Annotated in this window: 25 protein-coding genes and 1 pseudogene; 4 read left to right on the forward strand and 22 right to left on the reverse strand. The window is 48.4% G+C overall.

The genetic code is table 11. The annotated features are described in order from the left end of the window. Positions 1 to 53 precede the first annotated feature (53 nt). Positions 54 to 311: a GlsB/YeaQ/YmgE family stress response membrane protein gene (locus QMK20_RS19165; protein ID WP_137063951.1), complete on the reverse strand. Its 258-nt coding sequence runs from the start codon at positions 309 to 311 to the stop codon at positions 54 to 56. Between the two features lie 297 nt (positions 312 to 608). Between QMK20_RS19165 and QMK20_RS19170 the strand changes: the two genes are divergently transcribed. Together QMK20_RS19170 and QMK20_RS19175 are read left to right on the forward strand one after the other, a co-directional pair. Further along, entirely contained in the window at positions 609 to 872 is a 264-nt protein-coding gene (locus QMK20_RS19170; protein WP_082067208.1) for a YkgJ family cysteine cluster protein, read from the forward strand. Positions 873 to 912: 40 nt separating this feature from the next. Next, positions 913 to 1,862: pseudogene (locus QMK20_RS19175) on the forward strand (acetylxylan esterase). A gap of 137 nt (positions 1,863 to 1,999) precedes the next feature. On the opposite strand, the gene QMK20_RS19180 reads toward QMK20_RS19175, so the two are convergent. Then, on the reverse strand, positions 2,000 to 2,323 hold the full coding sequence (locus tag QMK20_RS19180) for a DUF3817 domain-containing protein (protein ID WP_283652897.1): 324 nt from the start codon (positions 2,321 to 2,323) through the stop codon (positions 2,000 to 2,002). A 172-nt stretch (positions 2,324 to 2,495) separates the two neighbouring features. Between QMK20_RS19180 and QMK20_RS19185 the strand changes: the two genes are divergently transcribed. Next, the gene (locus QMK20_RS19185; RefSeq protein ID WP_283652898.1) at positions 2,496 to 3,500 is read left to right on the forward strand and encodes an LLM class flavin-dependent oxidoreductase; all 1,005 of its coding nucleotides are present in this window, start codon (positions 2,496 to 2,498) and stop codon (positions 3,498 to 3,500) included. Positions 3,501 to 3,824: 324 nt separating this feature from the next. Here the strand turns inward: QMK20_RS19185 and QMK20_RS19190 are convergent, their stop codons facing one another. The 18 genes from QMK20_RS19190 to QMK20_RS19275 all read right to left on the reverse strand — a co-directional run bounded on the left by QMK20_RS19190 (position 3,825) and on the right by QMK20_RS19275 (position 21,582). Then, a complete protein-coding gene (locus QMK20_RS19190; RefSeq protein WP_283652899.1) occupies positions 3,825 to 5,408 on the reverse strand; it encodes a cellulase family glycosylhydrolase in 1,584 nt (527 codons plus the stop codon). 398 nt (positions 5,409 to 5,806) lie between these two features. Then, positions 5,807 to 6,058 carry a hypothetical protein gene (locus QMK20_RS19195; protein ID WP_283652900.1) on the reverse strand — a complete coding sequence of 84 codons (252 nt, stop codon included), beginning with the start codon at positions 6,056 to 6,058 and terminating at the stop codon, positions 5,807 to 5,809. Positions 6,059 to 6,249: 191 nt separating this feature from the next. Next, positions 6,250 to 6,831 carry an ATP-dependent Clp endopeptidase proteolytic subunit ClpP gene (gene clpP, locus QMK20_RS19200; RefSeq protein WP_283652901.1) on the reverse strand — a complete coding sequence of 194 codons (582 nt, stop codon included), beginning with the start codon at positions 6,829 to 6,831 and terminating at the stop codon, positions 6,250 to 6,252. 20 nt (positions 6,832 to 6,851) lie between these two features. Further along, positions 6,852 to 7,625 carry an RNA polymerase sigma factor gene (locus QMK20_RS19205; RefSeq protein ID WP_283652902.1) on the reverse strand — a complete coding sequence of 258 codons (774 nt, stop codon included), beginning with the start codon at positions 7,623 to 7,625 and terminating at the stop codon, positions 6,852 to 6,854. Positions 7,626 to 7,995: 370 nt separating this feature from the next. After that, the gene (locus QMK20_RS19210) at positions 7,996 to 8,772 is read right to left on the reverse strand and encodes a DNA and RNA helicase (protein ID WP_283652903.1); all 777 of its coding nucleotides are present in this window, start codon (positions 8,770 to 8,772) and stop codon (positions 7,996 to 7,998) included. Positions 8,773 to 8,785: 13 nt separating this feature from the next. Further along, positions 8,786 to 8,941: a hypothetical protein gene (locus QMK20_RS19215; RefSeq protein WP_170970890.1), complete on the reverse strand. Its 156-nt coding sequence runs from the start codon at positions 8,939 to 8,941 to the stop codon at positions 8,786 to 8,788. A gap of 60 nt (positions 8,942 to 9,001) precedes the next feature. Next, positions 9,002 to 9,316: an RDD family protein gene (locus QMK20_RS27730; protein WP_283652904.1), complete on the reverse strand. Its 315-nt coding sequence runs from the start codon at positions 9,314 to 9,316 to the stop codon at positions 9,002 to 9,004. Next, positions 9,309 to 9,515 carry an RDD family protein gene (locus tag QMK20_RS27735; protein ID WP_283652905.1) on the reverse strand — a complete coding sequence of 69 codons (207 nt, stop codon included), beginning with the start codon at positions 9,513 to 9,515 and terminating at the stop codon, positions 9,309 to 9,311. Before QMK20_RS27735 ends, QMK20_RS27730 begins: the two co-directional genes overlap by 8 nt. A 104-nt stretch (positions 9,516 to 9,619) precedes the next feature. Next, positions 9,620 to 12,271 (reverse strand): Hsp70 family protein, encoded by a 2,652-nt coding sequence (locus QMK20_RS19230; protein ID WP_283652906.1) that lies wholly within the window; start codon positions 12,269 to 12,271, stop codon positions 9,620 to 9,622. Positions 12,272 to 12,302: 31 nt separating this feature from the next. After that, on the reverse strand, positions 12,303 to 12,992 hold the full coding sequence (locus QMK20_RS19235; RefSeq protein ID WP_283652907.1) for an iron-dependent peroxidase: 690 nt from the start codon (positions 12,990 to 12,992) through the stop codon (positions 12,303 to 12,305). After that, positions 12,989 to 14,308 (reverse strand): normocyte-binding protein, encoded by a 1,320-nt coding sequence (locus QMK20_RS19240; RefSeq protein ID WP_283652908.1) that lies wholly within the window; start codon positions 14,306 to 14,308, stop codon positions 12,989 to 12,991. Before QMK20_RS19240 ends, QMK20_RS19235 begins: the two co-directional genes overlap by 4 nt. A 47-nt stretch (positions 14,309 to 14,355) precedes the next feature. Then, positions 14,356 to 16,254 carry a serine/threonine protein phosphatase gene (locus QMK20_RS19245; protein WP_283652909.1) on the reverse strand — a complete coding sequence of 633 codons (1,899 nt, stop codon included), beginning with the start codon at positions 16,252 to 16,254 and terminating at the stop codon, positions 14,356 to 14,358. A gap of 22 nt (positions 16,255 to 16,276) precedes the next feature. Continuing rightward, positions 16,277 to 17,107 carry a PP2C family protein-serine/threonine phosphatase gene (locus QMK20_RS19250; RefSeq protein ID WP_283652910.1) on the reverse strand — a complete coding sequence of 277 codons (831 nt, stop codon included), beginning with the start codon at positions 17,105 to 17,107 and terminating at the stop codon, positions 16,277 to 16,279. 34 nt (positions 17,108 to 17,141) lie between these two features. Then, positions 17,142 to 17,669, reverse strand: coding sequence for an FHA domain-containing protein (locus QMK20_RS19255; protein WP_014282882.1), 528 nt, complete (start codon positions 17,667 to 17,669; stop codon positions 17,142 to 17,144). Positions 17,670 to 17,708: 39 nt separating this feature from the next. Continuing rightward, the gene (locus QMK20_RS19260; protein ID WP_283652911.1) at positions 17,709 to 18,257 is read right to left on the reverse strand and encodes an FHA domain-containing protein; all 549 of its coding nucleotides are present in this window, start codon (positions 18,255 to 18,257) and stop codon (positions 17,709 to 17,711) included. Positions 18,258 to 18,289: 32 nt separating this feature from the next. Next, positions 18,290 to 18,739 (reverse strand): J domain-containing protein, encoded by a 450-nt coding sequence (locus QMK20_RS19265; RefSeq protein WP_283652912.1) that lies wholly within the window; start codon positions 18,737 to 18,739, stop codon positions 18,290 to 18,292. Between the two features lie 129 nt (positions 18,740 to 18,868). After that, positions 18,869 to 19,294: a membrane-associated protease 1 gene (locus QMK20_RS19270; RefSeq protein WP_283652913.1), complete on the reverse strand. Its 426-nt coding sequence runs from the start codon at positions 19,292 to 19,294 to the stop codon at positions 18,869 to 18,871. A 119-nt stretch (positions 19,295 to 19,413) separates the two neighbouring features. Continuing rightward, entirely contained in the window at positions 19,414 to 21,582 is a 2,169-nt protein-coding gene (locus QMK20_RS19275) for a transcriptional regulator (RefSeq protein ID WP_283656309.1), read from the reverse strand. Positions 21,583 to 22,213: 631 nt separating this feature from the next. Here QMK20_RS19275 and QMK20_RS19280 point away from each other — a divergent pair. Beyond that, positions 22,214 to 24,304, forward strand: a complete 2,091-nt coding sequence (locus tag QMK20_RS19280) for a VWA domain-containing protein (RefSeq protein WP_283652914.1) — start codon at positions 22,214 to 22,216, stop codon at positions 24,302 to 24,304. On the opposite strand, the gene QMK20_RS19285 is transcribed toward QMK20_RS19280, so the two are convergent. Continuing rightward, complete coding sequence (locus QMK20_RS19285; protein ID WP_283652915.1) at positions 24,252 to 25,256, reverse strand: serine/threonine protein kinase; 1,005 nt, start codon at positions 25,254 to 25,256, stop codon at positions 24,252 to 24,254. The two genes, QMK20_RS19280 and QMK20_RS19285, sit on opposite strands and share 53 nt — an antisense overlap. A 178-nt stretch (positions 25,257 to 25,434) precedes the next feature. Beyond that, on the reverse strand, positions 25,435 to 26,682 hold the full coding sequence (locus QMK20_RS19290) for an L-lactate MFS transporter (RefSeq protein ID WP_283652916.1): 1,248 nt from the start codon (positions 26,680 to 26,682) through the stop codon (positions 25,435 to 25,437). Between the last annotated feature and the right edge of the window lie 79 nt (positions 26,683 to 26,761).

Raw genomic sequence — 26,761 nt, forward strand, 5'->3', positions numbered from 1 at the left:
TCATTTTGTAGCCTTATGCCCTATAAGGGCTAGTGGAATCGATTCATTATGTGTTAGCCTCTGTTCCGTCCAACGGAACGGAAGATCAAACTTACGATAACAACCAGCACAATCGCACCAATTAATGCAGGGACAATGTAGAACGATCCGATTTCAGGACCCCAGTCGCCCAGAATCAAGCCACCCAACCATCCACCGATAAAACCAGCGATAATGTTACCAATCACGCCACCCGGAACATCACGACCTGCGATAATTCCTGCCAACCAACCAATAATACCTCCAACAATCAATGCCCATAACCAACTCATTTTACTTCACCTCATTTAAGTTTTTATCGTTGTGTTCTATTATTAACCACTCGAACTCCTTTTGAACACGTTGAGCACAAATGGTTAATATTACCTAATGAACAGAACAATGACTTAGGAGCTTGATACCATCCTACGTGCCTAACTGCTTATTTATAACCCTTGTGTGAAAAGTGTGTATAAAATACAGTCATCCTTGTATTCCTGCTTTTTTTGTGCCATCCTCACATTATGGCTTCATTGAAGTCGCTTCATGCATACGTTGCAAAAATAACAGATGATAAGGAGTGACCCCAACTGGAGTGTCGTGTCGGATGCGCCGCGTGCTGTATTGCTATTACGATTTCATCTCCTATTCCCGGCATGCCTGATGGAAAACCGGCTGGTGTCCCTTGCCCACAGCTCACTTCGGATAACCGTTGCCGATTGTTTGGCAAGCCTGAGCGGCCAGCCGTATGCAGTGGATTTCATGCTGATGAGGATACGTGCGGAAGCACAAACGAAGAAGCATTTGAGCTGCTGAGAGAGCTGGAAGAGTCTACTCTACCGGGTAAAGCTTGAGTAGATACTCGTTCTATATATGAAGGAGGATTTTTTCACTATGAATTTCATTGAAAAAAGAATTGCCGAATTGAAGCAGTATCAACCGGATCTGACCGCCCCGAAGGACATCGAGCAGTTCTGGGACAAAACACTGGAAGATGTACAGGCTAAACCCGTGTGTGCGTTCAAAACACCAGTGGAAACGCCGTATCCTCATATTCATGCCTCACGGGTTACCTTTGAAGGTGTAGATGATACGCCGCTGCATGCATGTATATACGCCCCCAATTTGCCGGAAATCAAAAGCTGCCGTGTATTGTCCTTTTCCATGGCTACACAGGTGGCAAGGGCTATCCTGAGGATTACTCGTCCTGGCTGATGCTTGGCTTTGCTGTATTTGCCGTAGATGTACGCGGTCAGGGTGGTGAAACAGGAGATCGTTTGGATGATCCTCATGGTACGGTTAAAGGCTGGGTAACGAAAGGAATCCTGGATAAGGATACCTGCTACTACAAAACGATAACGACAGATGCCCTCAGAGCCGTAGATTGGGTGGCAGAGCAGCCGGATGTGGATGCGAGCAAAATTGTAATCTCTGGGGCTAGCCAGGGCGGCGGACTTGCATTAATGGTAGCTGCACTCAGTGATAAAGCTGCTGTTACGGTGGCTGACATTCCTAATATGTGCCATATGGATTTTGGTATGATGAATTCTACCAGCTCGCTGACGGAAGCTGCCGAATTCGCAAACCGATTTCCAGAGCATTTGGAGCAGGTGCTACATACATTAAGTTATTTTGACGTGATGAATCTTGCTCATCGCATTCATATTCCTGTCATGGTATCAGTGGGACTCAAGGATACCGTATGTATGCCGGAAACGATTTTTGCCGCATATAATCGCATTGAATCGCCCAAAACGATTGAAATTTATCCATTTACCGGTCATTGGGTGGACGGCTTTCAAAGACGTAAAACTGCTGAGTTTTTAGTGAAGGCATTCAATTAAATTAGTTTCCGGTGCACAAAAAAAGAACACCACGCGTCAATCTGCGCAATGCTCTCTTCTCTGCTGCACCGGGGCTAGTCCCGCTTGAGGGGCTTAAGGAGCAGATCCTCGAATCTCACTCGACCTTTACTAAAATATTACGATGCGGCTCGCTGTTCTGCTGCCGAATCCCCTGTCCATTTTTTCACCCAAATCCAATCCATAATGATCAGACCAAAAGGAATGAAGGACGCAAACATAATGAATAGAGGCCGCCGTAGGGACCAATTCAGTGCTGTTTTGCCATAGATCAAAGCGACGAGGAGCAGCAAAAAGCTGATCCGGTATATGTTACCGATCACCATGACTGTCTGGGTCATGCCCGCAGCTTGCAGCGGCTGATGGGTGAATAGTATTGCCAAATACGCTATACCTTGAATCCAGAGCATGAGTCGGACACGCCCCAAAGGTGTTCTTAACACAAATTCGTTCCCCTTTCCAAAAGCAAGGATGTTCTCTCATCCTGCACTTCTTTCATTATAACGAAAAGATTCCTAAACTCCAACCGATTCAGCTTCAACTCCAAATAATCCAACTTCAAGTTTTGACCAAATGAGTTGTGTCTGATACAGTTGTGTAAGAGGTGATTGCAAAATGCTTAAACTGGGTATACTGGACCAGTCTCATATTCCTGAAGGTGGTACTGCTCAGGATGCCTTATCCCATACAACTGCGTTAGCGCGTGAAGCCGACAAGCTGGGATATAGCCGTTATTGGGTGTCTGAGCATCATGCGTCCAAAATGCTTGCACACTCCAGTCCTGAGGTGCTGATCGCACATTTGGCTGCGAATACGTCACGTATTCGTGTCGGCTCAGGCGGTATTATGCTGCCACACTACAGCGCATATAAAGTCGCTGAGAATTTCCGGCTGCTGGAGGCGCTTCATCCGGGTCGAATTGACCTGGGTCTGGGACGTGCTCCGGGCGGTTTGCCGCTGGCAACACGTGCCTTGCAGGAAGGTAAGTACCAATCCGTCGAGCAATATCCACAACAGATTCTCGATTTAATTGATTATTTCCATGATTCTGTGCCTGCCAACCATCGGTTTGCCGGACTTCATGCGGCACCGACGATTTCGACCATTCCTGAGCTGTGGCTGCTCGGTTCCAGTGGAGAAAGCGCAAGATTAGCCGCGATGATGGGCGCATCCTATGCCTTTGCCCAATTTTTCGGCACACCAGGTGGGGTAGAAGCTACCGCACGTTACCACGATCAGTATCAGCCTTCCATCCTGGGCGATAAGCCCCGCTCCATGGCGGCAGTTACTGTGTCATGCGCCGAAACTACAGAAGAGGCCGAGCAGTTGGCTTCCAGCGCCAGCCTGTTTTTCCTGTTGCTTATGCAAGGCAAAGAAATGACTTCACTGCCATCAGTGAAAACAGCGCTGTCCTATCCGTACACGGAGTTTGATCGCGAGCGACTGCGTCAGTCAGCATCATGGCGCGTTGTCGGTACACCCGATCAGTGTAAGGAGCAATTACTGCGCTTGGCTGAGCAGTATCGTACCGATGAGGTGCTAGTTGTCTCATCCATTCATGACTTTGATAAGCGCGTTCAGTCCTATCGTCTGCTGGCCAAAGCTTTTAATTTAGCTTAAACACGATTGAACCTAGAAATACCTATATTTGGAAACGCAAAGAACCCCCGCCTGCCTGTAATGGCAAACACGGGGGTTCTTTGTTAAGGGACGGTCCATTAGGACCAAGCCCTCTGTGCTATGGAAGTAGTTCAAGCACCACTAAAGTCGAATATCACATGGTACTTTAGTAGTACGAACACCGGAACCAAAGTTCTTAAATCGCCCTCCTAAAGTTCCGGTACACATATACCAAAGGCGCATACTATATAATCCAATATTGAAAAGTATGGACCCAAAAGTCCCATGTTCTTTACTCATTCCGGGCATGATCCCTGTTGTGCCTTAAGGCTCTATACCCCATACCAGCTTGCCCTGTTGATAAACGGTTGCACGGTCCCAGTTTGCGAAGGCAGTTTGGCTGGAACCATACGAATAATCATTGGTTTCATCAAAATTGCTCCAGTTCGCAGCATGGATACGGGGTTGAATTTCTCCGCTTTCCCCGCCGGGCTGAATAGTACCCGCTCCATCAGTAAATGAAATTTCCACATATTTATCAGCCTTGGCCTTCGGCTCTGGCAATGTTACAAAAGTCGATTTTACCTTTTCATTTCCAACCTTGGCCCAGTCTACAAATAATTGCTGACCTTGTTTGCTTTCATCTGTGTAATAGTAGCGAATTTTCAAATCACTCAGCTTGACAGCCGTTTTTCCTGTGTTTTTGATATTAAATTCAGGGCGGATTGCGTTATCCTTGGTATTCGTGTCTCCGGTGCGATACTGAAGCACAATCCCTTGATCGTCCCCGCCTGGTGTGCTTCCTCCGTTGCCGTTATCGCCGCCGTTGTTTCCACCACCGTTATCGCCACCATTGTTTCCGCCTCCATTATTGTTGTTGGAGCCTTCCAGAATGGCTTGTTTTACGAATTTACCGGAAGCTGACAATTGTGAATCAGGCCATCCCCCTTTACGGTTAGCGCCAGGTAAAAGCGCAGCAGAGGTTTCATTTTTATCGGCCAACGACCAGTTTGCCCAACTGATTCCACGACTAGCCAGGAAATCTGTCCATACCTTAGACTCATTCAGGAACGGCCCCCCGTTACCCGAAGCATCACTGGTTCCCCATTCCGTAGCAAATATGCCCACGCCCTTGTTCAGCGCGTAATCGACGCGATCCCGCAGGTATTGTCCGTGCGTACCCGCATAGAAATGCACGGTGTACAGCGTATTTTTGTCTGGAAGTGGGTTATCTGCTGCATCGTGTACATCCTGACTCCACATGCCTGTACCTGCAATAATAATATTGTCCGGGTCCTTGGCTCGAATAACCTGGGATACCTCCAACGCATAAGGACGAATTTGGTTGTTCCAGTTCACGTTCCCGTTCGGTTCGTTGGCAAGCTCGTAGATCACGTTTGGCAAATTCCCGTACTGAGTTGCAAATTCATTAAAGAAAGCCTTGGCTTCATTTTTATGAATGTTCGGATCACCATCCGAGAGAATGTGCCAGTCAATAATAACGTATAATCCCAGCTTCTGTGCTGCTTCAATGGCTTCCTTCACTTTATTTTTTAATGAAGGATTGGCAATATAACCATCTTCCTCGGTGTATAGCGCAACCCGGAACACGGAAATGCCCCAGTCGTCCCGCAGCCATTTCATCGAGTCCTCATTCACCAGATCCCCAAACCATTGGACACCATGAGAGCTGATCCCTTTGAGCTGCACAGGCTTCCCGGTTTTATCCACCAGCTTACCATTCTTCACTGAAAGTTGTCCGTAACGCTCCACGGGAGTTGTCCCGGCAGCCTCTGCGGTCTGCGCATTCCAGTTAAATCCGTTCGTTAACGTCAACAGTAACACCGCAGTTAACATCACCGCTACTCTTTTTGCGATCCTTGGCAGGACCCATTGCCCATTCATCATTTACACATTCCTTCCTTTTAATAAAGTGGATAAGCTTATCAGTACGTTGTTCTCCGCCTTTTCGCTCCCCTCCTTTATACAGCAAGAGGATCAGGTCCAACATTAGGTGTCACTTACCTGTATATGGATGTTACTACTATTATAGTTAGTTCCATGTTATATTTCGACTTTATGGTGGAAAATGAACAGGAAGTCACGGTTTCGGGACAAAAGACCCACCTGAAAATTGCGAAATTTGACGAATTTTGCCACTACGAAAAAGGATCCTAAAACTTCTAAAAAGCCTAAAAAAAAGACTGCTCCCCCATGCCCTTCGGCCCGGTATAGCAGTCTTATACATGATCATGTATGTGAATCGGATCGTGTTAAAAATATCGTATTAACGTATGATCTGCCTATTACCCCTGAGCGGCTGCCTGAGGTTTTTTGATCGTCTGATCTTCCTTCGTATCGCCGCCATCCGTCACTTGACCTGTCAGTATAGTCTCAGATGAGTTGCCCATTACCTTGTCGATCAGTTGCAGCCAAGGCTCTTCACTTCCACCACAGCTCTCAATATCACCGAGCAGGGAGTCCAGCGTGGTTCCTTCTTCCGGCAAATCAATAACTAAACTGTCTTCGTCTACCTGGATGGTGCAGCAGGTTTTCATTGTAAATCCCTCGCTTAATTCTTATTTGAGCATGCACACGCAAGCTCAGATAGGATGAATTCCCATGGATTCCGGGATAAGCCCCTTTGAATCCGTTTGAAATTATAAACCTATTGTTTTGAAATTGCAATGAACAAACCTTGAATTTTTTCAGAATTAGCGAGGGACTACATGAAATTTTTCAATAAAGGCTAGATCCGAGTAACAATTTGATCCACCAAGCCATATGCTACCGCTTCCTCAGCCGTAAGGAAGTGATCTCTATCGGTATCTTTTTCCACACACTCCAGCGGTTGCCCGGTATGATCTGCCAAAATACGGTTCAACTGTTTCCGGCTCTTGATCAGACGCTCGGCGTAAATCAGCACATCCGAAGCTTGTCCCTTGGCTCCGCCCAACGGCTGGTGAATCATAATCTCACTGTTGGGCAGCGCCATCCGCTTGCCCTTCGTGCCTCCGGTCAGCAAAATCGTACCAAAGCTCGCTGCCATGCCTGTGCATATGGTAGATATATCATTTTTCACAAATTGCATCGTATCATAAATGGCAAACCCCGCTGAAATGGACCCGCCCGGACTGTTAATATACATCTGTATGTCCTTCTCGGAATCCTCGGCGGTAAGATGCAACAGTTGCGCTACAATGACATTTGCCATTTGATCCTCAATCTCACCCGACACCATAATGATACGATCCTTTAATAGCCGGGAATAAATATCATAGCTTCGCTCTCCGCGACTCGTTTGCTCAATTACATAAGGAATGGTGCTCATTTGCCAAAACCCCCCTCTTGTTAAGCGGCCATCCTAGCCTGCATGCCATGGGAAGGATTAGAGTTCATTTGAGCGCCAGAAGAATAAAAGCTCTGATACAGCACAGATCCGGCAATCGCTATTGGCTCAGCCATATCGTTCAAGCCAAGCGCAATCCAGCGTTGTGCGTCTCCTGCACAAAAGGCCGCCAAATAAGCCTTAAGCCATTCCCGCTCCTCTTCATGCTCAGGTAGGGTTACAGACTCCAGCCCATTTCCCTCTTTGTGCTTCTGGGCAAGCAAAGCGCGGGCCCGGCTTAAGGCCGCTTTTACCGCACCTTCCGTCGTATTCAGCATCTTTGCCGTTTCCGACGCCGTATAGCCCCATACATCCCGCAGCACCAAGATGGTCCGCTGCCATGTTGATACATGTGTCATTAAATATTGAAGCGCCAGTTCCAGATCTGGTGTGTAATTTTCTTCATAACTCGGTGAAGGCTCATCATACTTTCGAGTATAATCTCCTTCGCCAGGCGCAGACAGGCGCTTTTGAGCATTTTGCCTGCGAATATCATCAATCCATCGATTCCGCGCGGAACGTATTAAATAAGCCTCGCCATTTTCCAGCTCATGCAGTTTTTTCTCAGATTGCAGCATATGCAGAAAAGTCGCCTGCGCCAAATCCTCCGCATCCCATGTGGAGCCTGTCAACGAAAGACAGTAGCGATACAACGCAGGAAGTACTTTTTGGAATGGTTCATTTCCCTTAGAGTGGGAAGATTCATTTTTCATCCGTTCGGATATCACAAAGGCCATATTTGGGGCCCCCCTTTGTTCAGTCCATTTGAGTTTGAGTGTTTCATTGAGGTAGACGGAATTACATATCAAAAGGATACGGTCGTTTAATGGTTTTATTGTAACAAGTAAAATAAACAAAAAACAGCTGATTCACGAGGCCTAGTTCGTTGCTACGGCAACTCCATTTACTTATAACTCCCTTCAACACATCTACCTCTGTCAAAATGAATGTCGATTTTTCGCAAATAAAGGAAGTTTCAATTCATCAAACGAGTGTCTAATAGCCCCAGCGACTTTATTCCTACTTTTGGACATATGTAAATTTTTATTTAAAAGAATACGTTAAAGCATCCTACTTCCATATTGAGGGCTTTGTCAAATTTTGAGACTAATCCACAATCATCCGTCCGGCTCCGCCGCCTTGCCAACGCCCTGCTGTACGTTTCCCCCGTCCAGCGCCTTCCAGAATAAGAACCAACTGTCTGTGTAGCTGTACCTGGGAATAGTCTCTGTATTCCGCACCGCTTCGGTTTGCAATGTAATGCTGGATTGATTCTCTGTCCACGGCTTCCAGGTTCAGGCACATGAGCGCAAACATACAATCCATCGGATCGGTTGCGCCACTTTTAAGCAGCTCGGATGCAAAATACCGCATCGTTTCCGGGCGCAATGTACTTTGATGCAAGCCTGCAAAGGGAGCATGGATATCGCTCCATGTATTGAATTCGGTAGCCATATCAGCAAAATCCTGATAATCCGAGCGAAGCACGGCTCCATCTTTGAGCTTAAACCTGCCCAGCTCCAGTTCATCCAGACCCAGCTCTGGCTCATCCTCCAGCACAATATCCGCATGATGAACAGTGAAATCCGGTCGATCCGTTTGTTCCATAAATAGCAGCTTCAACACCGACAGCCGCCCCATAGCCTTATATGGTACTTCCTGCTCTTGCTCCAGCAGGTACAGCCTGCCCTTGTGCTTTACAATGCCTCTGCCAATGGTCAGCGTGTGCTCCCCGACAGTGACGTTCATCCCGGTAATAATGCCATCCGAATAATCCTGATACCGGATATCCAGAAAACTGCGAGGATAATCTCGCAGATTTTCCAGCATCTCGGTTTTAAGAATACGGCCTTTCTCAAACTTCGGAACGATATGGGTTAACATGGTTTCCCTCCTTTCACAATTCTTCTTTATTCAGGGGAACAGACAGCCGATTCACACCGGGCGCAGGAGGTGGAACAGTAACTCCATCATCGGTGGGCTGAGCTTTACTTCCTCCGAGTAATCCAGTAAACAGGCGAAAATTCTTTTCTAAAAATCTGCGTATATCCATCGTGCTCCCCCTGATTGAAAACTGCGATTCATTAGGATTTTAAGATCTATTTATCTACCTTTACAGCCCGGCTCCCCGCTCGGCCTGCTCACGCAGGATATGATTCAGCTCGCGTTTATCCACGACGTAGGTACGAGCGATCAGATCGTGAAGGGCTTGTTTTCTAGCTGTAAAGGCTGTCATGATAAAGCCGATGCACAGAATGATAGCGGATATAAACTTACTCCAATGGCGGGCACTGGCACGTCCAAAGCTGAGCCTCTGGTTAAACTCATCTACCACGACGATCCCGAGAGCCAGCTTGCCCACCGAGGCTTTGCATTTGGAAGATTCCATAATCGCGTGATACAGCCACAGCGCACCCCAATTAAGCAAAGTCTGTCCAACCATCTTTATGGTAAAAATAGGGGGCGATCCGTCTGTGAGTAAAGAGGTTTCCACCGAAGAAGACCCCCCAGTCCCCAATGGCTTGAATCACAAACCAGATCAGACCCAGAATCATAAACACGAACCACATCAACAGATTGTCAATAATACTCGCCAAAACCCGTTTCCAAAAACCTGCGTATAACATACTATATCCTCCATATATTGTATTTTTATTCCACGGTGTCTCCTGGTATTTCGCACTTCATAGTGTCTTCGTATCGCGCTGTATGCTGCCTCTGTTGGCCTGTCCTACTTCGTACCGTCAAAGAAATCCAGCTCGGAGAGATCGTTTTCGAAGGCAAAAAAGCGTTTGGGTCCCAGATGCAGCAATTCATCCCGGCGGGTAACCGGCACCACATAAAAGCCCCAACGGCTGTCGCCTGCAAAAACAAAATATTTCGTCTCACCGTTGCGAATAGAGTCGGTATCATCCTGCGGAATATCCCGCCCGTACAGCACGGCGATTTCCTCATATGGCATCGGCTCAAAGGCTTCTGGCCGACTGCGGTACACATGGCGCTGACGCAGCTTGCCACCGTTCGCCGTCAGGAAAAATTCCACCTCGGCCGCATGGGACGGCCTGGAAATAGAGCCGCGCACGCGGTTGCTTTCCAAGCTCGCAATCAGCTCCTTCTCGCGCCCCGTATGCGTCCATGCGCTGACGGTGTACGGAATAGCTGGAATATGATTGGTAATGACAGGCTCAATCGTGCCCATTTTTTTGGCGTTCAAGTAACGGATAGCGCCGCGCAGACAGGCCATTTTCAGCTCGGGCACCCGACTCAGGTCCTCCGCCTTCTGACGGAACTCAATACTGCGCCCCGGCACAAATTCCTTGAGTGCCTCACGGAACACATCAATTCGGCAGGACTGCCCGGTCAGCTTGATAATCGAGTAATCCTGCAAGCGCCCCTCCTGATAAAAATCATCCAGAAACTTACGCACAATATTATAGATATCCGCCTTGAGAAGCTGCTGTATTTCACGGATATTGAACACTACATCAGGCAATCCATATTCATCACGAAAACGTCCATTTTCGATGACTGAAACCAGCCAACGATCCATCACGGCAATGTTCAGATCGCTTTCAGATGAAAATACCTGCTCTGATTCGAAGCGGCTGCGCAGGATGCCTGTGCGTAAGAAAAATTCCTTTTTCATATTTTCCGCCGCGCTCCACAGCAGATGAAAATTGCTTAGCACCCGCTGATATTCATCCCGTGTGGCATGCTCGTACTGCTTGAATGCCGTAGGCAAGATGGCCTCTGCCTCTCGATAACGTTCCTCCAGTCCGGCATACACAGCATCTACGCCAAACTCATCCACATGGCGGTACAAATCCCCTGAAGGAATGCCGATCAAGGCATCAATATCAGTGTCAGGCAATCGCGTTTCCGCAGCATAATAGCCTGCAAACACAATTTTCATGAACTGCATAATCCGATACGTCAGATTGTTTCCGCCAAAATTGGTATCCCCATTTTCATACGTGGTGTGGATATCCAGCTTATAGGCAATACGTCCATCCTCAATGCGAAATCGGCAGGATGATAAATCCGTTGTACCTCCACCACAATCGATCACAAGAGCCTGATATTCCTCACCATCCGCAAACGTCCCTCGTTCCATCTGGTCTGCCAGTGTATTGTACAGCACAGCCAGCCCTTCATCCAGTGCATCCTCTGCTTCAATCCGATAATCCGGTAAAATATCGCTAAACATCTCGATAAACTGAGGCTGCAGCTTGACGGGTGCTGAAAAATGAAGGTTACGAAACCGGCACTTGAATTGCTGCTCGGCTGTGGCAATCACATAGCGTATAAAAGCCGCCAGAATTTCGCTGCGGAAAGCAGTCGCCGTATTCCCCTCGGAATCCATTAATTCCTCGGTTCGCTTATAGTCGTTGACCCAGCGCTTGATACCCCGTAGTACTGTCGCCCGGCTGCCCGCTACATCCGTTCCACGCAGTGCTTCCTCTCCGAATACATATACGATATGCTCCGGGTTAGAGCAGTCCGCGACACGAATGGCGGTCGGCAACACTTCGATCCAATCCCCCTCCGCTCCCTCCGGGCCGGGGAAGGACACATAGTTGATCGCGTTTAGCCGTACCGTGCTGCTCATGCCCGCATCCGGGGCAGTAACATAGGAACTATCCAGATATGCGCCTGCCGTGGTGTTCGAGGTGCCAAAATCAACCGCCAATACTGCATCTGTCGTTTCAGTACCGCGAATGATCAGCTCTGCCACCGGAATACGTTGGCCTTGAAGCTTCAATGGCAGCATCGGCTTATCTCCATAGTAGAGGTTATAAAAATATTCCGATTCCTGTCTTCGCAAAAACAGCAGACTGTAATTATGGTTGGTCGTCTCCCGCAGTTCAGCGTCGAGATGGCGGGAAAGGTAATATACGCCTGTCCGCCCCTCGTCCTTCACCAAATTCAAAATACCGCACAGGTCGCCTACCGCATTCACCAGCAGCACATTAGACGCATTCAGCCAGGGCAAGTCGGATTCAATCCGGTAATTGTCCATTCGACCTGTACGCACACCCTGATACAGCGTGATTTTGGCGGGAACCCGGATACCGCCGCTCTCCTGCCGTCGATCATTCCAATTTTGCCGCAGTGCCGATTCGATGCGCTCGAAGCCGCCGGGGTTGGGCCGTGTGATGAGCAGGTGCTCCTCTGCACTCCGAAACCGCAGAATCACACGGATCAGTTCCTCACGTGCCAGACGATTAGCAAAGCCCTCGACCAGCCGCTCCTTATCGCATATTCCGCGCAACTGAAAGGTTGTCATTTGCTCTAGCTCCGCCCGCGTGTATTTCGCCGTGAAGCGAATACCTTTTCGATCGGTGAGCGGGTCAAGCAGTCTGTATGTATAGGGTCCGTTCATCGTTCACATGTCCTTTCTCTGCCATTTGGCCTTAATAGAGGGCAATAGCGTCTATTTTCATCGTCGGGTCTGCCTCCAAAATACCGAAATGACGTGTCCAATACAGCTCAATCGTAAAACGCGCCGGAAGAAACAGATCCAGAATTAAATCTGCTTTGGTCCGTGATAACTGCGTTTCCTCCTGACCGATATAGATGAGCAATTCGTCCTTTTCCTCACAATTGGTATAAATGATCGAGCGGTGAAAAACACGGCGCATCGTTTCTTTTAGCAGATGTACAGCTTCCCCCGTCTCATACAGCCGCAGCAATCCTTCGGCAATCGCATCCTGCTCATCACGGTTTAACTGTACAAAGCTTTCGCTCACCTTCGGGCCAAAAATGCCGTTCCCGATGTCACGCTGAACAAACCGGATATGGTACTCCCGCCGATTCATGCCCTGATACAAATCCGTTTCGGCCAGAAAATGTATCATAATATCGAACAGCGATTCTCTCAGCTCCAGGTACTCCTCAGCATCCGGCGGAAACAGGTCCCGAAAAATAGAATAAAAGCGGTAGTATGGATTGATTTCCACCACCTGCTCCAGCTCGGATGTATTCAGCTCGGTCAGACTCAGCTCCATATACGGGGAGTAGCTAACAGCGGGTACAAACCGGAAGCTGTTAACATCTAACTCCTGTTCCTTTGCGCGCATAAGCAAATCCCAGACGTAATTCACAGCCATTCTCCTTCACACTTGTACTCCGGGAAATACATTTGCACTTCCGACACCAGAAAGCTCATCAAGTCGGATAAAATGTATGCAGGAAATGTTGACGAAGCTTCCGCAGAACCGTGTCTGAACCCCAATCGCATGATCTGCTTGCCTTCCTCCGTCCGCACGTTGTCACTGACAAACGGATTTAACGGATACGTCTGGGATTTGGATAAAAGCTTGCTCACATCATTTCTGCCTGTGCCTCCCCAAATGTCCACACGCTCCAATTCCAATCCCTGTGCAGCTTCAAAAGAATGTACAATGCGCGTAATCTCCGCTTTGGCTCGAACGATCACAGCCTGTTTGCCTGCATAGCGGCCCAAAAAGCTGTCCTGCCGCCGATTGGACAACACCGGATAGGTCTGACGACTAAGCCGCGTTGGGACGGGCTTCGTAACCTTCAACACATTCCATTCGCCGGACTTATCACGTGGCGTGACAATCGTCAGTTCCTCTTCCGTGCGTTTGATATACCGGATATCGCCTTCCACTCCGTCAATCAGGTAGCCGTGCTCAGGTCCTGTTTTACTTAAAGGAAGCACATGCTCATAGTTCACATGATCTATAGCTGGTATTGGGAAACCACTGTTTTTCAGAGACAGTCGTTCAATGTTCCAAAGTGGAAAAACATCCACCTTCTTAAAAACGTCGAATTCCTCCAATGAGATCGTAATTTCGTGGATTTCCTCATCAGCGTCAGGCTCGCCTTCTCCTCCAACCAGTACACAATCGACAAATTTATAAGCGTACGGGTGATTAATCGTTTTCCACGGCATGCCATTTTGCATGAACATCAGATACAGCTTCTCAATCTCTAAAATATAAGAACGGTTGTGTTCCAGACGAAAACGAATCGGATAGCTTCCGGTTTCCGTTACCAATGTTCCCCCGAAAACCCGTTTGCTGCGTACAAGCGCGGTGATCTGCTCGGTCTCCATCTCCAGAAAAAGAGTAAACAACGGCAACGCTCCGCCTTCCCGAACGACCTCTGCCACACGGCTGATATCCATCACCTTGTCCTTGGTATCTGTCGGCAACACCGGAAATAAAAATTCATGAATCGGATCATAGTCCTCACGTGATGTCAATGACACGTACACGTCAAACTTCTCTTCCGTATTCTCAATTTCCTCAAATACCCGCCGTTCCAGCTGGCGGGTCATTTCTTCCTGATATTCGACGAGGTTCATAAACACCCCCGCCATCATATTTTTAAGCAAACGTCTCTGCTCCAAATCGTCCATCTTGCTCAAACGGTCCTGCACCAGCTCTTTCACGACGCCTCACTCCTTTCCGGCTCCAGCATTCATTGAACATGAAAACCTCAATTCCCGTTCGCAGCCGCCTGATCCTTGCTGCCTGAATCAGACGTACCTGCTTCTTTGGAAGTGGAATCAGCAGTTCCTTTCTCCTTGTTGACAACTGCCTTCGTCGAAGAAGCATTTCCATCACTCGTACTGCCGTTCTTTGTAGCTGATGAAGCTTCCTTCTTCGCGTCCGCTGTACCCCCTGAACTCGTTGTCGCAGCATTACCCGTAGCTGTCGCAGCCTTGGTTTGCGATGTTGTAGCAGCTGGCGCAGCAGCCGAAGCCGCAGCTTCGTCCGCTACGTCCCCGGTGCCTGTATCGTTCAGCGCTCCGTCAGATAGTGACGCTCCATCAGCAAGCTGACCATTTTTCTGCTGGTCCGCGCTCTGTTTCTCCTCTGCCTTCGCAATACTTCGCTCCAATGCCAGCACACTTTCTAGCTTGCCGATTTCCTGATAAATCTCCTGTGCCCCGCTATAAGCGTCAATGGCTCCTTCATAATCGAGGTCCTTCATCAGCCGATCCCCTCTGGCCTGAAGCTTGCCAGCCTGAATTTCCTTGAGCTGCTGCTGGATGGCCGTCATTTTATCATTAGTCTCGGTAATCTTTTTCTCCAACTCTTTTTGCGCAGATGTATAACCGGATTCCATCGCAGCTTTATTCGCCTTCGTATACAGCTTGAGCGCACTCGCGTAATCTCCGCCCTGAAATTTCAAATCTCCGTCCTTCATCCAGCTCGCCGTCTCGGCATAGCTGTCCAGCTGGTCGATTTTTTTCTCAATATCCTTCACATTGAAAGGCGGGTACAGACCGGCACTTTTCCTCGCTTTATCGTAGCTCGCTTCGGCTTTGGCAAAGTCTGCTTTTTCCACATATCCGTCTCCGTCAACCATGAGTTGAGATACTTTCTGCTCTGCCGTATACAGTCGCTTGTGAATCTTATCGTTAATTTTAACTGCCGCGTTTTTCGCTTCACTGTAGGACTTGAGCGCCTTCGCATAATCTCCTGCCCTGGCGTAATCATCCGCGGCCTGAGCCGATTCGACCATCGTTTCCAACGCAGCCGCCTTGTTCGCAGCCATACGGGCCAGGGTAATCCATGCTCCTCCGCCTACAATCACAAAAGCGAGCAACGCAATCAAAATCCGTTTGATCAGCTTGCGGCGGTTCTTAGGCTTTTCCTGAAAAATTTTGTTCACATAGATGGCGGCAGCCGTATAATTGTTCACCGCCCGACGCTGCTTGCTCAGCAGAACCTCTTCCAGCGTATCCGTCAGCACGACCGGGTCCTTTGCTTCCTCCAGCGCACCCAGCATTTCCGCCAGTTCAACATCTTCCCACATCCCGGATGTGGCAAGCAGCATTACATCTCCATCTGCAAGCTGCGTCTTTTTGGCATAATGGGCATGAACTCCATTCGGATTTCCCAGGTATTCCAGCAGATTGCCCCGTTCCTCATGCGTGCTGGTCGCTTCGTCGGGAATACGTCCGTCATCCGCCAATGACTGAGCCAAGCTATGATCCTTACTGCGAAAATTAAGCCGTCCATTGCGAAAATGATACAGCCTCACATTACCGCACGAAACATATACCATTTTGTTGTAGTTGGTCACCACTATGAGCAGACTGGCCTTGAGCCGCACACGGCGGCTTTCGAATTGCAGCCAATCCTGCGCTTCACGCAGGTCTCTCATCAGGCGCCGCTTGGACATGGAAGGCTTCTCCATGAAGTTTTCCAGTACCGTTTTGACAACCATTTCCGCGCTGCGCAGCTCCTGATCCGAATCCAGACCGTCTGCGAGGACATAACAGGCCATGTCGTCCGTCTCCATGAATGCAAAATAGTCCCGGTTGTCTATGTAAGAGCCCGCTTCCGACACAAAGGCGGTACTAAAATCGCTGTTGTCCTTGCGCATCGCTACCCCCGTCTTTCTGGTTTCATCCTATCGCCAACATAACCACTGTCGCGTTATCCTGACTTTTAAAGCCTTTATCATTAATCGTATCGATCATCGCTTCCGCCATTTCCTGCGGTGCTCCACCCTTGCGCATGATCTCTTCCAGCTCAATCTCAGTCAGTGCCTCCTGAATGCCATCGCTGCACAACAGCACATGATCGCCTGCGTACAGGCGAATCGGTGCCGCACCAAGCTCCATGCTCTCAAAGCCCTCATAGCCCAAATAATTGACCAATTGATTGCGAACCGGACTCGTTTTGGCCTCTTCCGAGGTCATTTGCCCAGCCAGCACGCGTTCCTCCAGCAAGGTTTCCGCCGTATGCTTGGAATTAACATTCTGAAAATGACCATTGCGGTAAATCGTAATCAGGCTATCGCCCACCGCTCCGTAATACAACTGATAGCCACAAATAATGACCGCCGCCAGCGTCGTTCCTCCACCCTGCCCATTCAAATTTTGCAAAATACCGCGATTGCTCTGAGTTGCCGCTTCTGCAAAATAACCGTTCAGGTTCGACGCATCCTCCAGTTTGACGAACGCCTTCGTAAAGGTTGTCACCGCTAACGTACTGGACATGCGCCCATTAGCCAGTCCGCTGATGCCGTCTGCGACAACCGCCAGCGTACCGACAGTTGTCGTCATACTTGCAAAATAATCATCCTGCTCGCTTCGGCTCCCGATCGTTTGACCATTTCCGATCTCAATTCCACTCACGGTACGGCTGCCGGGACTTCGCGTCAGCCGCATGCGGATCATGAGAAGAACAGCGAATAGCACCGCAGCTCCGCATACAACAAAATAAGGCTGCATTTCGTTACCTCCCTGCACCATGCCCACTTCCGTCCTAGTTTTCGTTGTCCCACTCAAAATGGGCACCGCACAGCGGGATAAAGATAAATTTGCTATGTCCCAGCTGAATCACGTCATAAGCAGCCAGCTCTGCTGGTGAATATACTGCCTCGTTATTGTGATACGCCAAGCCTGACGAATCCCCCGGCAGCAAGTAGAAATTACGCTTCTTCGGATCATACACAATGACCGCATGATTTCTGCGGGAAATCGTGTTGTCCCCAATAATACGGACATGCATTTCCTCGGCGCGTCCAATAAAGTTTTTCTCGGCCATAATGCGGTAGTCCTGACCCACCTGCGCTCCTTCGATGCATACCAGCCACCCGGTTACCGGGTGAATCCCCACAGTCTCGCCCAAATACGGCATCGTTCTGTCATCGTCTCCCGCACCGTTGGTTTTTGCCGTTGGTTCAACACTTTTGGGTGCGGCTACATTTACCACCGTATTACAATAAGGACACGTATTTCCATGCTTTCGTGTACTGAACATGTGTCCGTTCGGGCATCTTGTCAAACTCATAATCGGTTCCTTCCCCCATTGTCATGATTGTCTTTTCAGCTATTTAACGAGCAGCCTCGTATTGGCAATATATAATAAATCACCTGAGTAAATCCGGTACGGCTCACCGCTTTCCAGCTTCTTGGTTACACTTTCGTTCGCAGGTCGCAACCCCGTACCATTGCCAGAATCCACATCCTCCACAAACCAGTCACTGTTCACCCGATTGAGGACTGCATGTTCCACGCTTACAAGAGATGCATAATCTGTGCCTGCCAAATCAATATCCGCCTCGGAGCGACCCGTTGTTTTGCCGATCAGGAGCGAAGTTTCGCCTTCGATATACCATTCTTTAATGGACTCACCCTCTTCATCCATCAGTATCAGCTTGGCAATCCGATTGCGCTGTGTCTTTGGCTTCGCTACACGTTCAACTGACACCAGATTACGCAATATGTATACAAGCACGCCGATTCCGATACCTATCACGACCACGGTTTTCAAACCGCTATAGCCTGTACGACTAAACATATAATAGGCGATCGCCAGCATCAGCCCGAACATGGCAACATCTATGATGAAAACCCATCTGTTCTGCGCCGTTTTCACTGCTTGCTTCCCCCGTTTCTATCCTGAAATCATCACTTTTTACGAATACCGAAAAACTGATTAAACATCGCCGAGGTATCCGTCGGATCACCGGATTTTTTCGTTTTTTTCCCCGGTGAGCCTTCCTTCGTTTTCGGATGAAAACCGAAAAATTGCTCAAAATCAGTTCCTATATCAGCCGGATTAAACCCTTTGGCTGCGGTGCGAGCACCGCTGGAAGATGCTGACCCTCTTCCTCTATCTTGTTGCGGTCCGCCAGCTCCCTCTGTTTTTCGGATGAGCTCGGCATCGTATGCCTGCCGCAATGCTTCGTCACGCAAGGTATTGTAAGCCTCGTGAATCAGCTTGAACTTGCGCGTTGCTTCCTCGCTTCCCTGGTTGGTATCAGGATGATACTTTTTGGCCAGTTTGCGGTAAGCCTGCTTAATCTCTGTCTCCGAAGCATCCCGGCTGACACCGAGCAGCTCATAATAATTGGTCATGTGTGATGTTCCCCTCTCCGAAAAAAACAAATATTAAGAGACCCGGGGGCCTCTTAATATTGATCCACCCTACGCTTGCACGTGGAGTGAGTGTGTGTTCAAGCTGCGCTTAACGTCAGGACGTCAAGCTTAAACCGGATATCCGCCGTCGATGGTAGCCAGCTCGGTTTTGTCTTTCTTTTGTTTGATGAAGAGTGTAAACGCACCTACACCTTCTGTGTCGCCAAAGTGCTCGTTGTAGTCTACAACGAATGCATTCGGGAAGTGGATTTTACGCACAACTTGGTCAGCTGCGATAACTTCCAGTGTTACTTTACGGTAGCTGTCTGCTTTTTCAGCAGGAACCAGGGACCACAAAGCCAGTTTCAGCGTGTCATCCGCGCTGTCGCCGTCTACGGCTGTGATAATTTTACCGCTGATGCGCAGCGTGGAGCCTACGTCAGTGGAACGTGCATTGGAGTCGTCCGGTGTATCGGTGTCATAAATAACCGTTTGGATGTTATCCAAGCCCAGCTCGATTGTTTCTTGTCCTTCAACTTTCAGTCTGAATCCCATGTGTGTTGCCTCCTTGAAATTAGGTAATATGATGGCGGGAGAAGCAGGGCTTCTCCGCAATTTATGTATAAAGGCAGTTCTGGATAGAATCGCCTCTAACATCTTTCGTAGCGCTCGGATCATGATTTGACCGAGCTGGTTCCTTTAGTAATCATGACTTCCAGGTTCTTCACATTGCCGTTGAAGACCAGATCGATATGGCACATATTGCTTTTCTCATCAATAATGAAGCTCATATCGTCTCCGTCCTGAATGATCGAGTTAACAGATCCTCTGCTGCCCAACCACTTGCTCTTTTGGCTGCTCGGATTGTTACTGAAGAAGCGGACGATATTTTCGTGCTTGAAGTCTCCTGTCTGGTAGCGCAAAATACGTTCAATGTACGTGCTGACCAGCGTCTTGTAGATGGAGTCAAAGCCGTCCTCAGACATCGCCATGCTTCTCGCCTTGTAGACGGTAATCCGGCGGATATCCTTATCCTGAATCTGAGCATTCTCGGACGAGAACACAAAACCGAAGTTTTTACGGTTGATGGCATCCTTGATCGTGTTGGTGAACCCGGTGATTTCCTTGGCCATCGTCGTCACCGTGCGCAGACTGTTGTCTCCCGCTTCAATGTCAAAGCGTACGCCAGGGAAGTTTTTGTTGACCGTTTTGAATGTCTCACGCAGGTACTCAGGACACTGATAAGAAGCGACCAAACCAGCGGCAACATAGGCTGCACCCACATAAACGCCTTCGATCCACAGCTTGAGAATATCCTCTTTCTCCTTGGAGAGCTCCACACCGCTTTCGGTCTGTAGCATTTTGCTGTCGATAATGACACCCGATTTGTCCTTCGGAATAATCGTGAAGTTCGGTACGCAAGGAATTGCAAATTCGCTGTATTCTCTGCGAACGAGACTGGCGCATTTATCGACATATTTATCGATGCCTGCTGTCGCCATACTGTTGAAAGTCGTTTCTTCACCGGATTCAAAATTAAAGAACATTTGAATTTTGTAATCCTTCACGACTTGCAGCAGCATCGAGAGCGATTCCATAGAATTTCCGCCCTGCTTAACGACCTTCTCGTTGCCTTTGAAGCGTTCACGTGAAACCTTCACCTTACCAGCTGCTTCCAGCTCGACGGATGGGACGATACCGAACCAGATCGTGTCGCTGAATTCATTTTTGGCATTCACGGTATTCAGGTATGTTTCCAGACGCGGGATATTGCTGCTTTTCACCAGCATGTCCAGCTTGTTATTTGCCACCAGCATGGTTGGTAACATACCTTTACTCTTCGTTGCATATTGATCGAAGAACATTTTGACACCGAGGATTTTTTCCACAAGCGGCTTAACCGCCTTTACGAAATCATCCTTGGCATTTTTATAGAACTCCAGATACGTGTTGTAGTTCTGAACTTCAACTGCTGTATCGACCTTGGTCTGAACAGCTGGCAGCGGCACAAACGTGCGCACCACCAAATCCTTCACATAGTCGGAAGGCGTATCCGTAATAGAGTTGTAATCTTCCTCGAACACCTGTGACAGATCGCCCGTGCTGTTCTCATCCAGCAGCATCAGCTCGGTGCTGTCACTCTTCGGTGCTTCAATGATTTTCAGCTCGCCGCTTTCCCCAATGGAGAGCATACCCACCTGGATCAGCTCACCGGAGTTTTCCTCCTGGGCACCACCGAGCAAAAGGCGGGTTTTGATATCCTCAATCGCCAATGGCAGCATCGCCATAACGTTGTTATAGTTCTGGCTTGCTTCCTCGAACATGCCATTCAGCTTGTCGCCCATGTCGAGTTTCTTCGGATCGCCATCATCCAGCTTGTCATATTCACCATACATATAGTGAATTTCTTTGCGGACTTGGCGAATATCGTCCATAACCTTTTTCGGAGAAATCATGTCCAGCAGATTTTCAAACTTGAAATCTACGTTTGTGATTCCTTGACTACGCTTGGTGTCAATGAGCGTAAACAACATTTTCAGAAAATCATTACTTTGGTTCACACGAATTTCAGAAATGCTGTCCTCATCAATCCCTTCCGGCTTTTTGAGGGTATAGACCACTTTTTGATTAGCCGCGTTAAAAAACGAATACACAGTCGGCGAAAATTTATCCAAAAATTCGTCGAAGCTGCGCACCAGAAGGTGCTGGTTAATTTCCTTGATTTTCTCATCACTCAAGCTGTCAATGCCCTTCACATCACCTACAATTGTGATCAGGTCCAGCTTTTCCGGGTTGATTTCTTCAAAAAGCATTGTCCGGTTTGTTTGATAAATGATTTCCATCGCTGTCGGCAAACGAATAAAGTATGGATATACGCCGAAAGCCCCATACACGGACACGGGATGTCCAATTTAGAGCAGCCGGGTTTCCACGCTTAGTTCTTTTGCCTCCTCCCCCCCCTACATAACATTCAAATTGGCCAAAGGATTCGGCTCATACTGCATATGCAGTACAGGCATGTAACCTCGAAAATTAGTCCGAAGCGTTCATTTAACTTTTAATTACAAAATTAACAAACGGAGATATGTTGTTCAGATAACAAGGAATATTGCGTTTCTGCTATTCCGTGATCCTACTGCTATCCCATTTTTTGCCGTTGATACGAGAGCTATCATACAAAGTACCCGTTAGTTTTGTCAATTTCTGTAGCCCCAGATTGAAACAGGGCAATTCGACTCATTTTATGCGTAAATACGTAATTTTCATGATATGTTAGACCTGTTTATTCAGGGAATTATTCACAAATGGAACTCAATTGCCGATAGAAATCCATTGGATATATCTGTTAAGCGTAAAAGTATCAAATTCATGGCTAATGTGAGGGTTAACAGTCTGTTTTTATCCTTTATCCCTTATATCCCAAGGATTAGGAGAGTGGGCGCGCCCGCATTGGCCTCGTCGATGGAGGGGCTTATGTTCAGAATGAGGAAATTGGGAATCATTTCTTTTATGACTTTTGTACTATTTTTTCAAATTGGCTCAAACGGGGTCATTGGGACTGTAAATCAGGCCAATGCCGTATCTTTGGGAACTGTTCCGGTCGAGGGTTATGATGCCGTTTTTGTATTGGATACCAGCTATTCCATGAGGGATACCGATCCCGAGGGCATTGCGGCCGAAGTTATCAATATGTTTATGGATTTGAGTGATGCAGACCGTACACGCGTCGGATTCGTCGCTTACAACCATCATGTAGTCGCCTCGAAGTCGCTGACTTCTATTGCGGTAGCAGCGCAAAAATCACAAATTCAGCAGGAAATCAGAACGCTAAACCGTTCCGGTTATACAGATTTGGGACTTGGATTGCGTAAAGGCTCGGAACTGCTTTCCGCAGGGGCTTCTAAAGGACGTCAGCCTTTTATGATCCTGTTATCAGATGGAGAGACTGATTTTGGAGCCTCTTCCGGTTCCCGATCCAAAGGAGACTCAAGTAATGACGTGTCCTCCGTTATTAAATCTGCACAGACTAAAGGATACCCGGTGTATACGATTGGTCTGAATCATGACGGGACGGTGAACCGTCAGGAACTGGAGCGAATCGCTTCGCAAACGGGGGGAGCTTCTTTTATAACGAGCAGCGCCGAGGATCTGCCAGAAATATTAAACCGTATTTTCGCCAGCCAAATTCGTTCCAAGCTCGTTCCAGTCGCGGCGATTACAACCACTGGCGAAATGCAGGAATTAACCGTGGATATACCGGACTCTAGTATGGAAGAAGCCAATCTGGTACTTTTGTCGGAGCATCCTCTTCAGGAAACACAGCTCTATTCCAATTCAGAAAATGTCCGCAGGTACAAATCGAGCCGATATGCAATTTTAAAAATTGAGCATCCACAGGCAGGCAAAGTAAAGCTGAAACTGAGGGGCATTCGCGGAGATTTGGTCAAAATCAATTTGCTTGGCAGCTATCGACTGGAAGCCGAGGCCACCATGACAGGAATTAAGGAAACACAAGCCACTGGAAACAAACCCGTGCAGCTACTTAAAGGACAAGCCATACCGTTCAAAGCTCAGTTGTTGCTGCCGGATGGTCAAAGGCTTACAGACGAAGCCATATATAAATCACTTCAAGCCCATATCATGGTTACACCCGTAAAGGGTGGTACAAGCAAAAAGGTACCTATGACCTACAAGTTGGGATTCTTTCAGGCCGAATACGCGTTCCCTCTAACGGGAGATTATACGTGGCAGCTGTCTTTGGACAGTCCGCAATGGTATCGCAAGGGAGCAGTCCATACCGTCCATGCAGCGAATGCTGCACCGCAGGCTTTAAAGGACCTGACGATTCGTCTGGTGAAGGAAGACGGGGATGCCCGCCGGAGTTTAAGCGAATTTTTTGCTGATCCTAATCATGACAAGCTCACCTATAAGCTGGATTCAGGAGCCTCCGGGGATGCGGCGAATGCTGAGATTAACGACACAGATCTGCTGTTATCCGGGCTTCACACGGGCGACTCCGAGCTGAAAATTACCGCTACCGATTCGGAAGGAGCATCCAGTAGCGCTACGCTGACCGTTTCCGTACAGTCCCGGTATACAGCCATCAAATGGACGGTAGCTGTCAGTATCGTAGTGGCGGCACTTCTGTACTGGTTCTTGCGGCCAAAACCGCAGTTTGCAGGAAGAATCGAAGGATATTTCCTCGCGACGGCAAGTGGACAGGAAATTCCGGTAAAATCCTGGCCGCTCACCTCCTTTCCGGGCCGGAGGGTTAGCTTACAGGAGTTGTTCCGTACGCTTGACGTTCACGAACCTCTGCCAGAAGCGGAGCGGATCATCTTTTCCGCGGGTAAAAAAGGGACTCTTGTAGCCAAACATGATACACGCTGCGCCTTGCAGCACGGGAAAGTCAGAATTACCCGCAATAAAAAGGCCGTGCTGGAGTACAGCGACAAGCTGTACATTACGTTCGAGGACGGTGTTACTGAAATCGAGCTGCGGTACAAGGCGATCAAGCCCAATACCTCCGTGTACACCGATCATATTCAAGCCCCAACAGGATAACGTACTTCGGAAACAAAAAAGGGAAGCGCCGTCTCTTACGATTAACGAACCGTAAGAGTTGGGCGCTTCCCTTTTTTATCCAATATTCCGCACGCAGTGCGGCTTTAAACCATCTGAGCGAGCGGCAACGCTTGTTAGCCTGTACCTCCAGACCACGCCGAATCACATACGGCAGCAGGGAAAGACCTGCATTTTCGATCTGAATCCGGTCAGCCTGATCTGCAAACAATCTGCCCGGCACATCCGGTGGAGGTGATCCTTTTCGGCAATAATACAGCGTGGCCGCCAGGCTGTAGATATCTGACACGGGTCCTTGCTGCGAGCGGTTAGAGTAGAACTCCAGCGGAGAGTAGCCCGCCGTGGTGAAAATCGGATGCTCTTTGCCTTCAAAATGCACAGCCGATCCGAAATCAAGCAGCTTGATGTTGCCATTCCCCCCGATCATAATGTTGCCCGGCTTAATATCCCGATGAATAATGCCTTTATCATGAATGTATTCCATGGCATCAATTAAAGGCAGCAGCGCATGGTACAAAAAAGCAGGATCGGATGTTGGAGCATCCTCTTCCTTCATCACCCTGTCCAGCGTCTTGCCGGCACAGTATTCCATGACCAGATAAGCGGTTCCATTTTCTTCGAAGTGATCTATATAACCGACAATACCCGGATGGCTTAATTCCTTGAGCATTTGCCCTTCACGCAAAAAATAATGCATAAACTCCACGTATTTGAATTGCATAGATGCACTGCAGGTCACCATTTTTCGATCCGATCCCCGCAAAGCGAGCGCATTCGGAAAAAACTCCTTAACAATGACCTTTTCACGATTATCCAACAGCCTTGCCGTATACACGATGGCCAGCTCACTGCGGGACAAGGCGCTTCGAATTTGGTATGTATTTCGCAGCTTCGTATTGCGGGCAAGCAGATTCCCGCTTGTATCCACGATCATGACTCGTCCTCCTGTCAGGTTCTTAGCTTATGTCTTTTGTATATATCGGCTTATCACATATCTTTTTATTATACCGTATAATCGAATAATGGAAAAACAAATAACCTGCCATAATCTCCCTCAGAGAAATGATGACAGGTCTTTTGGCATTCATCTGGTACTTTGTTCTCAATCCCTTTTAACCCAGCTTCGTTTCAGGCTTCATGCTGCGCATGCTGTTGGTATCTTTCTTTCGTTGGCTGCGCAGATTGCCTTGATCCGGGGTCCGGATGGTAAGCGCAATCAGGAACGATACGACACACAGCACAGCAATCGTGGTAAAGGTCGGGATGAATCCGCCGAGTAAGGCTGCGATAAAGGATCCCGCCAGCGCACCAAGGCCAAAGCCCTGATACACGATACCGTAGTTTTTGCTTTGGTTCTTCAGACCGAAGAAGTCAGCTACGATGGCAGGAAAGACTGTAATGTTACCACCGAAGCAGAAGGCAATCCCTGCTACACAGGCAAAGAACAAACCGTAATTCAGCGGCACCAGACTCAGCACTGCAACTGCGACCGCTGTTGTTAGCAGCGCACCCGCTACTACTTTCAGACGACCAACTTTATCCGACAGCGCACCTAATATGATCCGACCCGCCGTGTTGAAAATAGCGACCATAGCAACCGCATTAGCGGCTGTAGCTACATCCAGCCCCGCCATCCGTACGCCGATATCCTTTACAACTCCAATCAGATACAAGCCACTCATACAAGCTGTGAAGAACATGACGAATAGCAGATACGCCTGCTTGGTGCGCAGCATTTCTTTAACAGTGTAGTCACGCTGCACAACTCCATTTTGTACCGAAGGCTTGTTCACGACTGCAGCTTCTCTCACCAGGAAAGAACCACCCACAATCATGATTAGCACGATCATTCCCCAATACAGAAACGCCTGCGATACGCCAACGGACTGAATCAGCGAACCGTTAATATACTTGAATATAAGACTGCCTGTTCCGTATGCCCCAACCGAGATACCGGAAATGAGTCCTTTTTTCTCAGGAAACCATTTAATCAGATTCGACAGTGATGTAATATAAGCCGTACCATCCGCAAATCCTACAACAATACCCGCCAAAATGTACAACAGGGACAGGGAAGTTACCTGTGAGCTGAGCATGAGTCCAGCGCCCAACACGACGCCCGCACACAAAATCAGACGACGTAGTCCCCATTTATCCTGTAGCTTGCCTGCGAATAACGTAGCAAATGCCAGCGCAAAGCTGGTAATCGAAAATGTAATGGCGACCGAGCTGAGATTCCAGCCAAAGCGGTCCACCAGCGGTTGATTAAATAAACTCCATGTGTAAATCGTTCCTAATCCCATTTGGACGATGATCGTTCCAAGCACGACCAGCCAACGGTTTCCGCTGTTTGTTTTCATATGAATCTCCTCTTTTCATTCCGGCTCTATAGCTTCAATTCGTTATCATGATGACCGGGAATCCAGTACGCTTTGCGCC

The sequence above is a fragment of the Paenibacillus sp. RC334 genome, from assembly GCF_030034735.1.
Taxonomy (GTDB): Bacteria; Bacillota; Bacilli; order Paenibacillales; family Paenibacillaceae; genus Paenibacillus; species Paenibacillus terrae_A.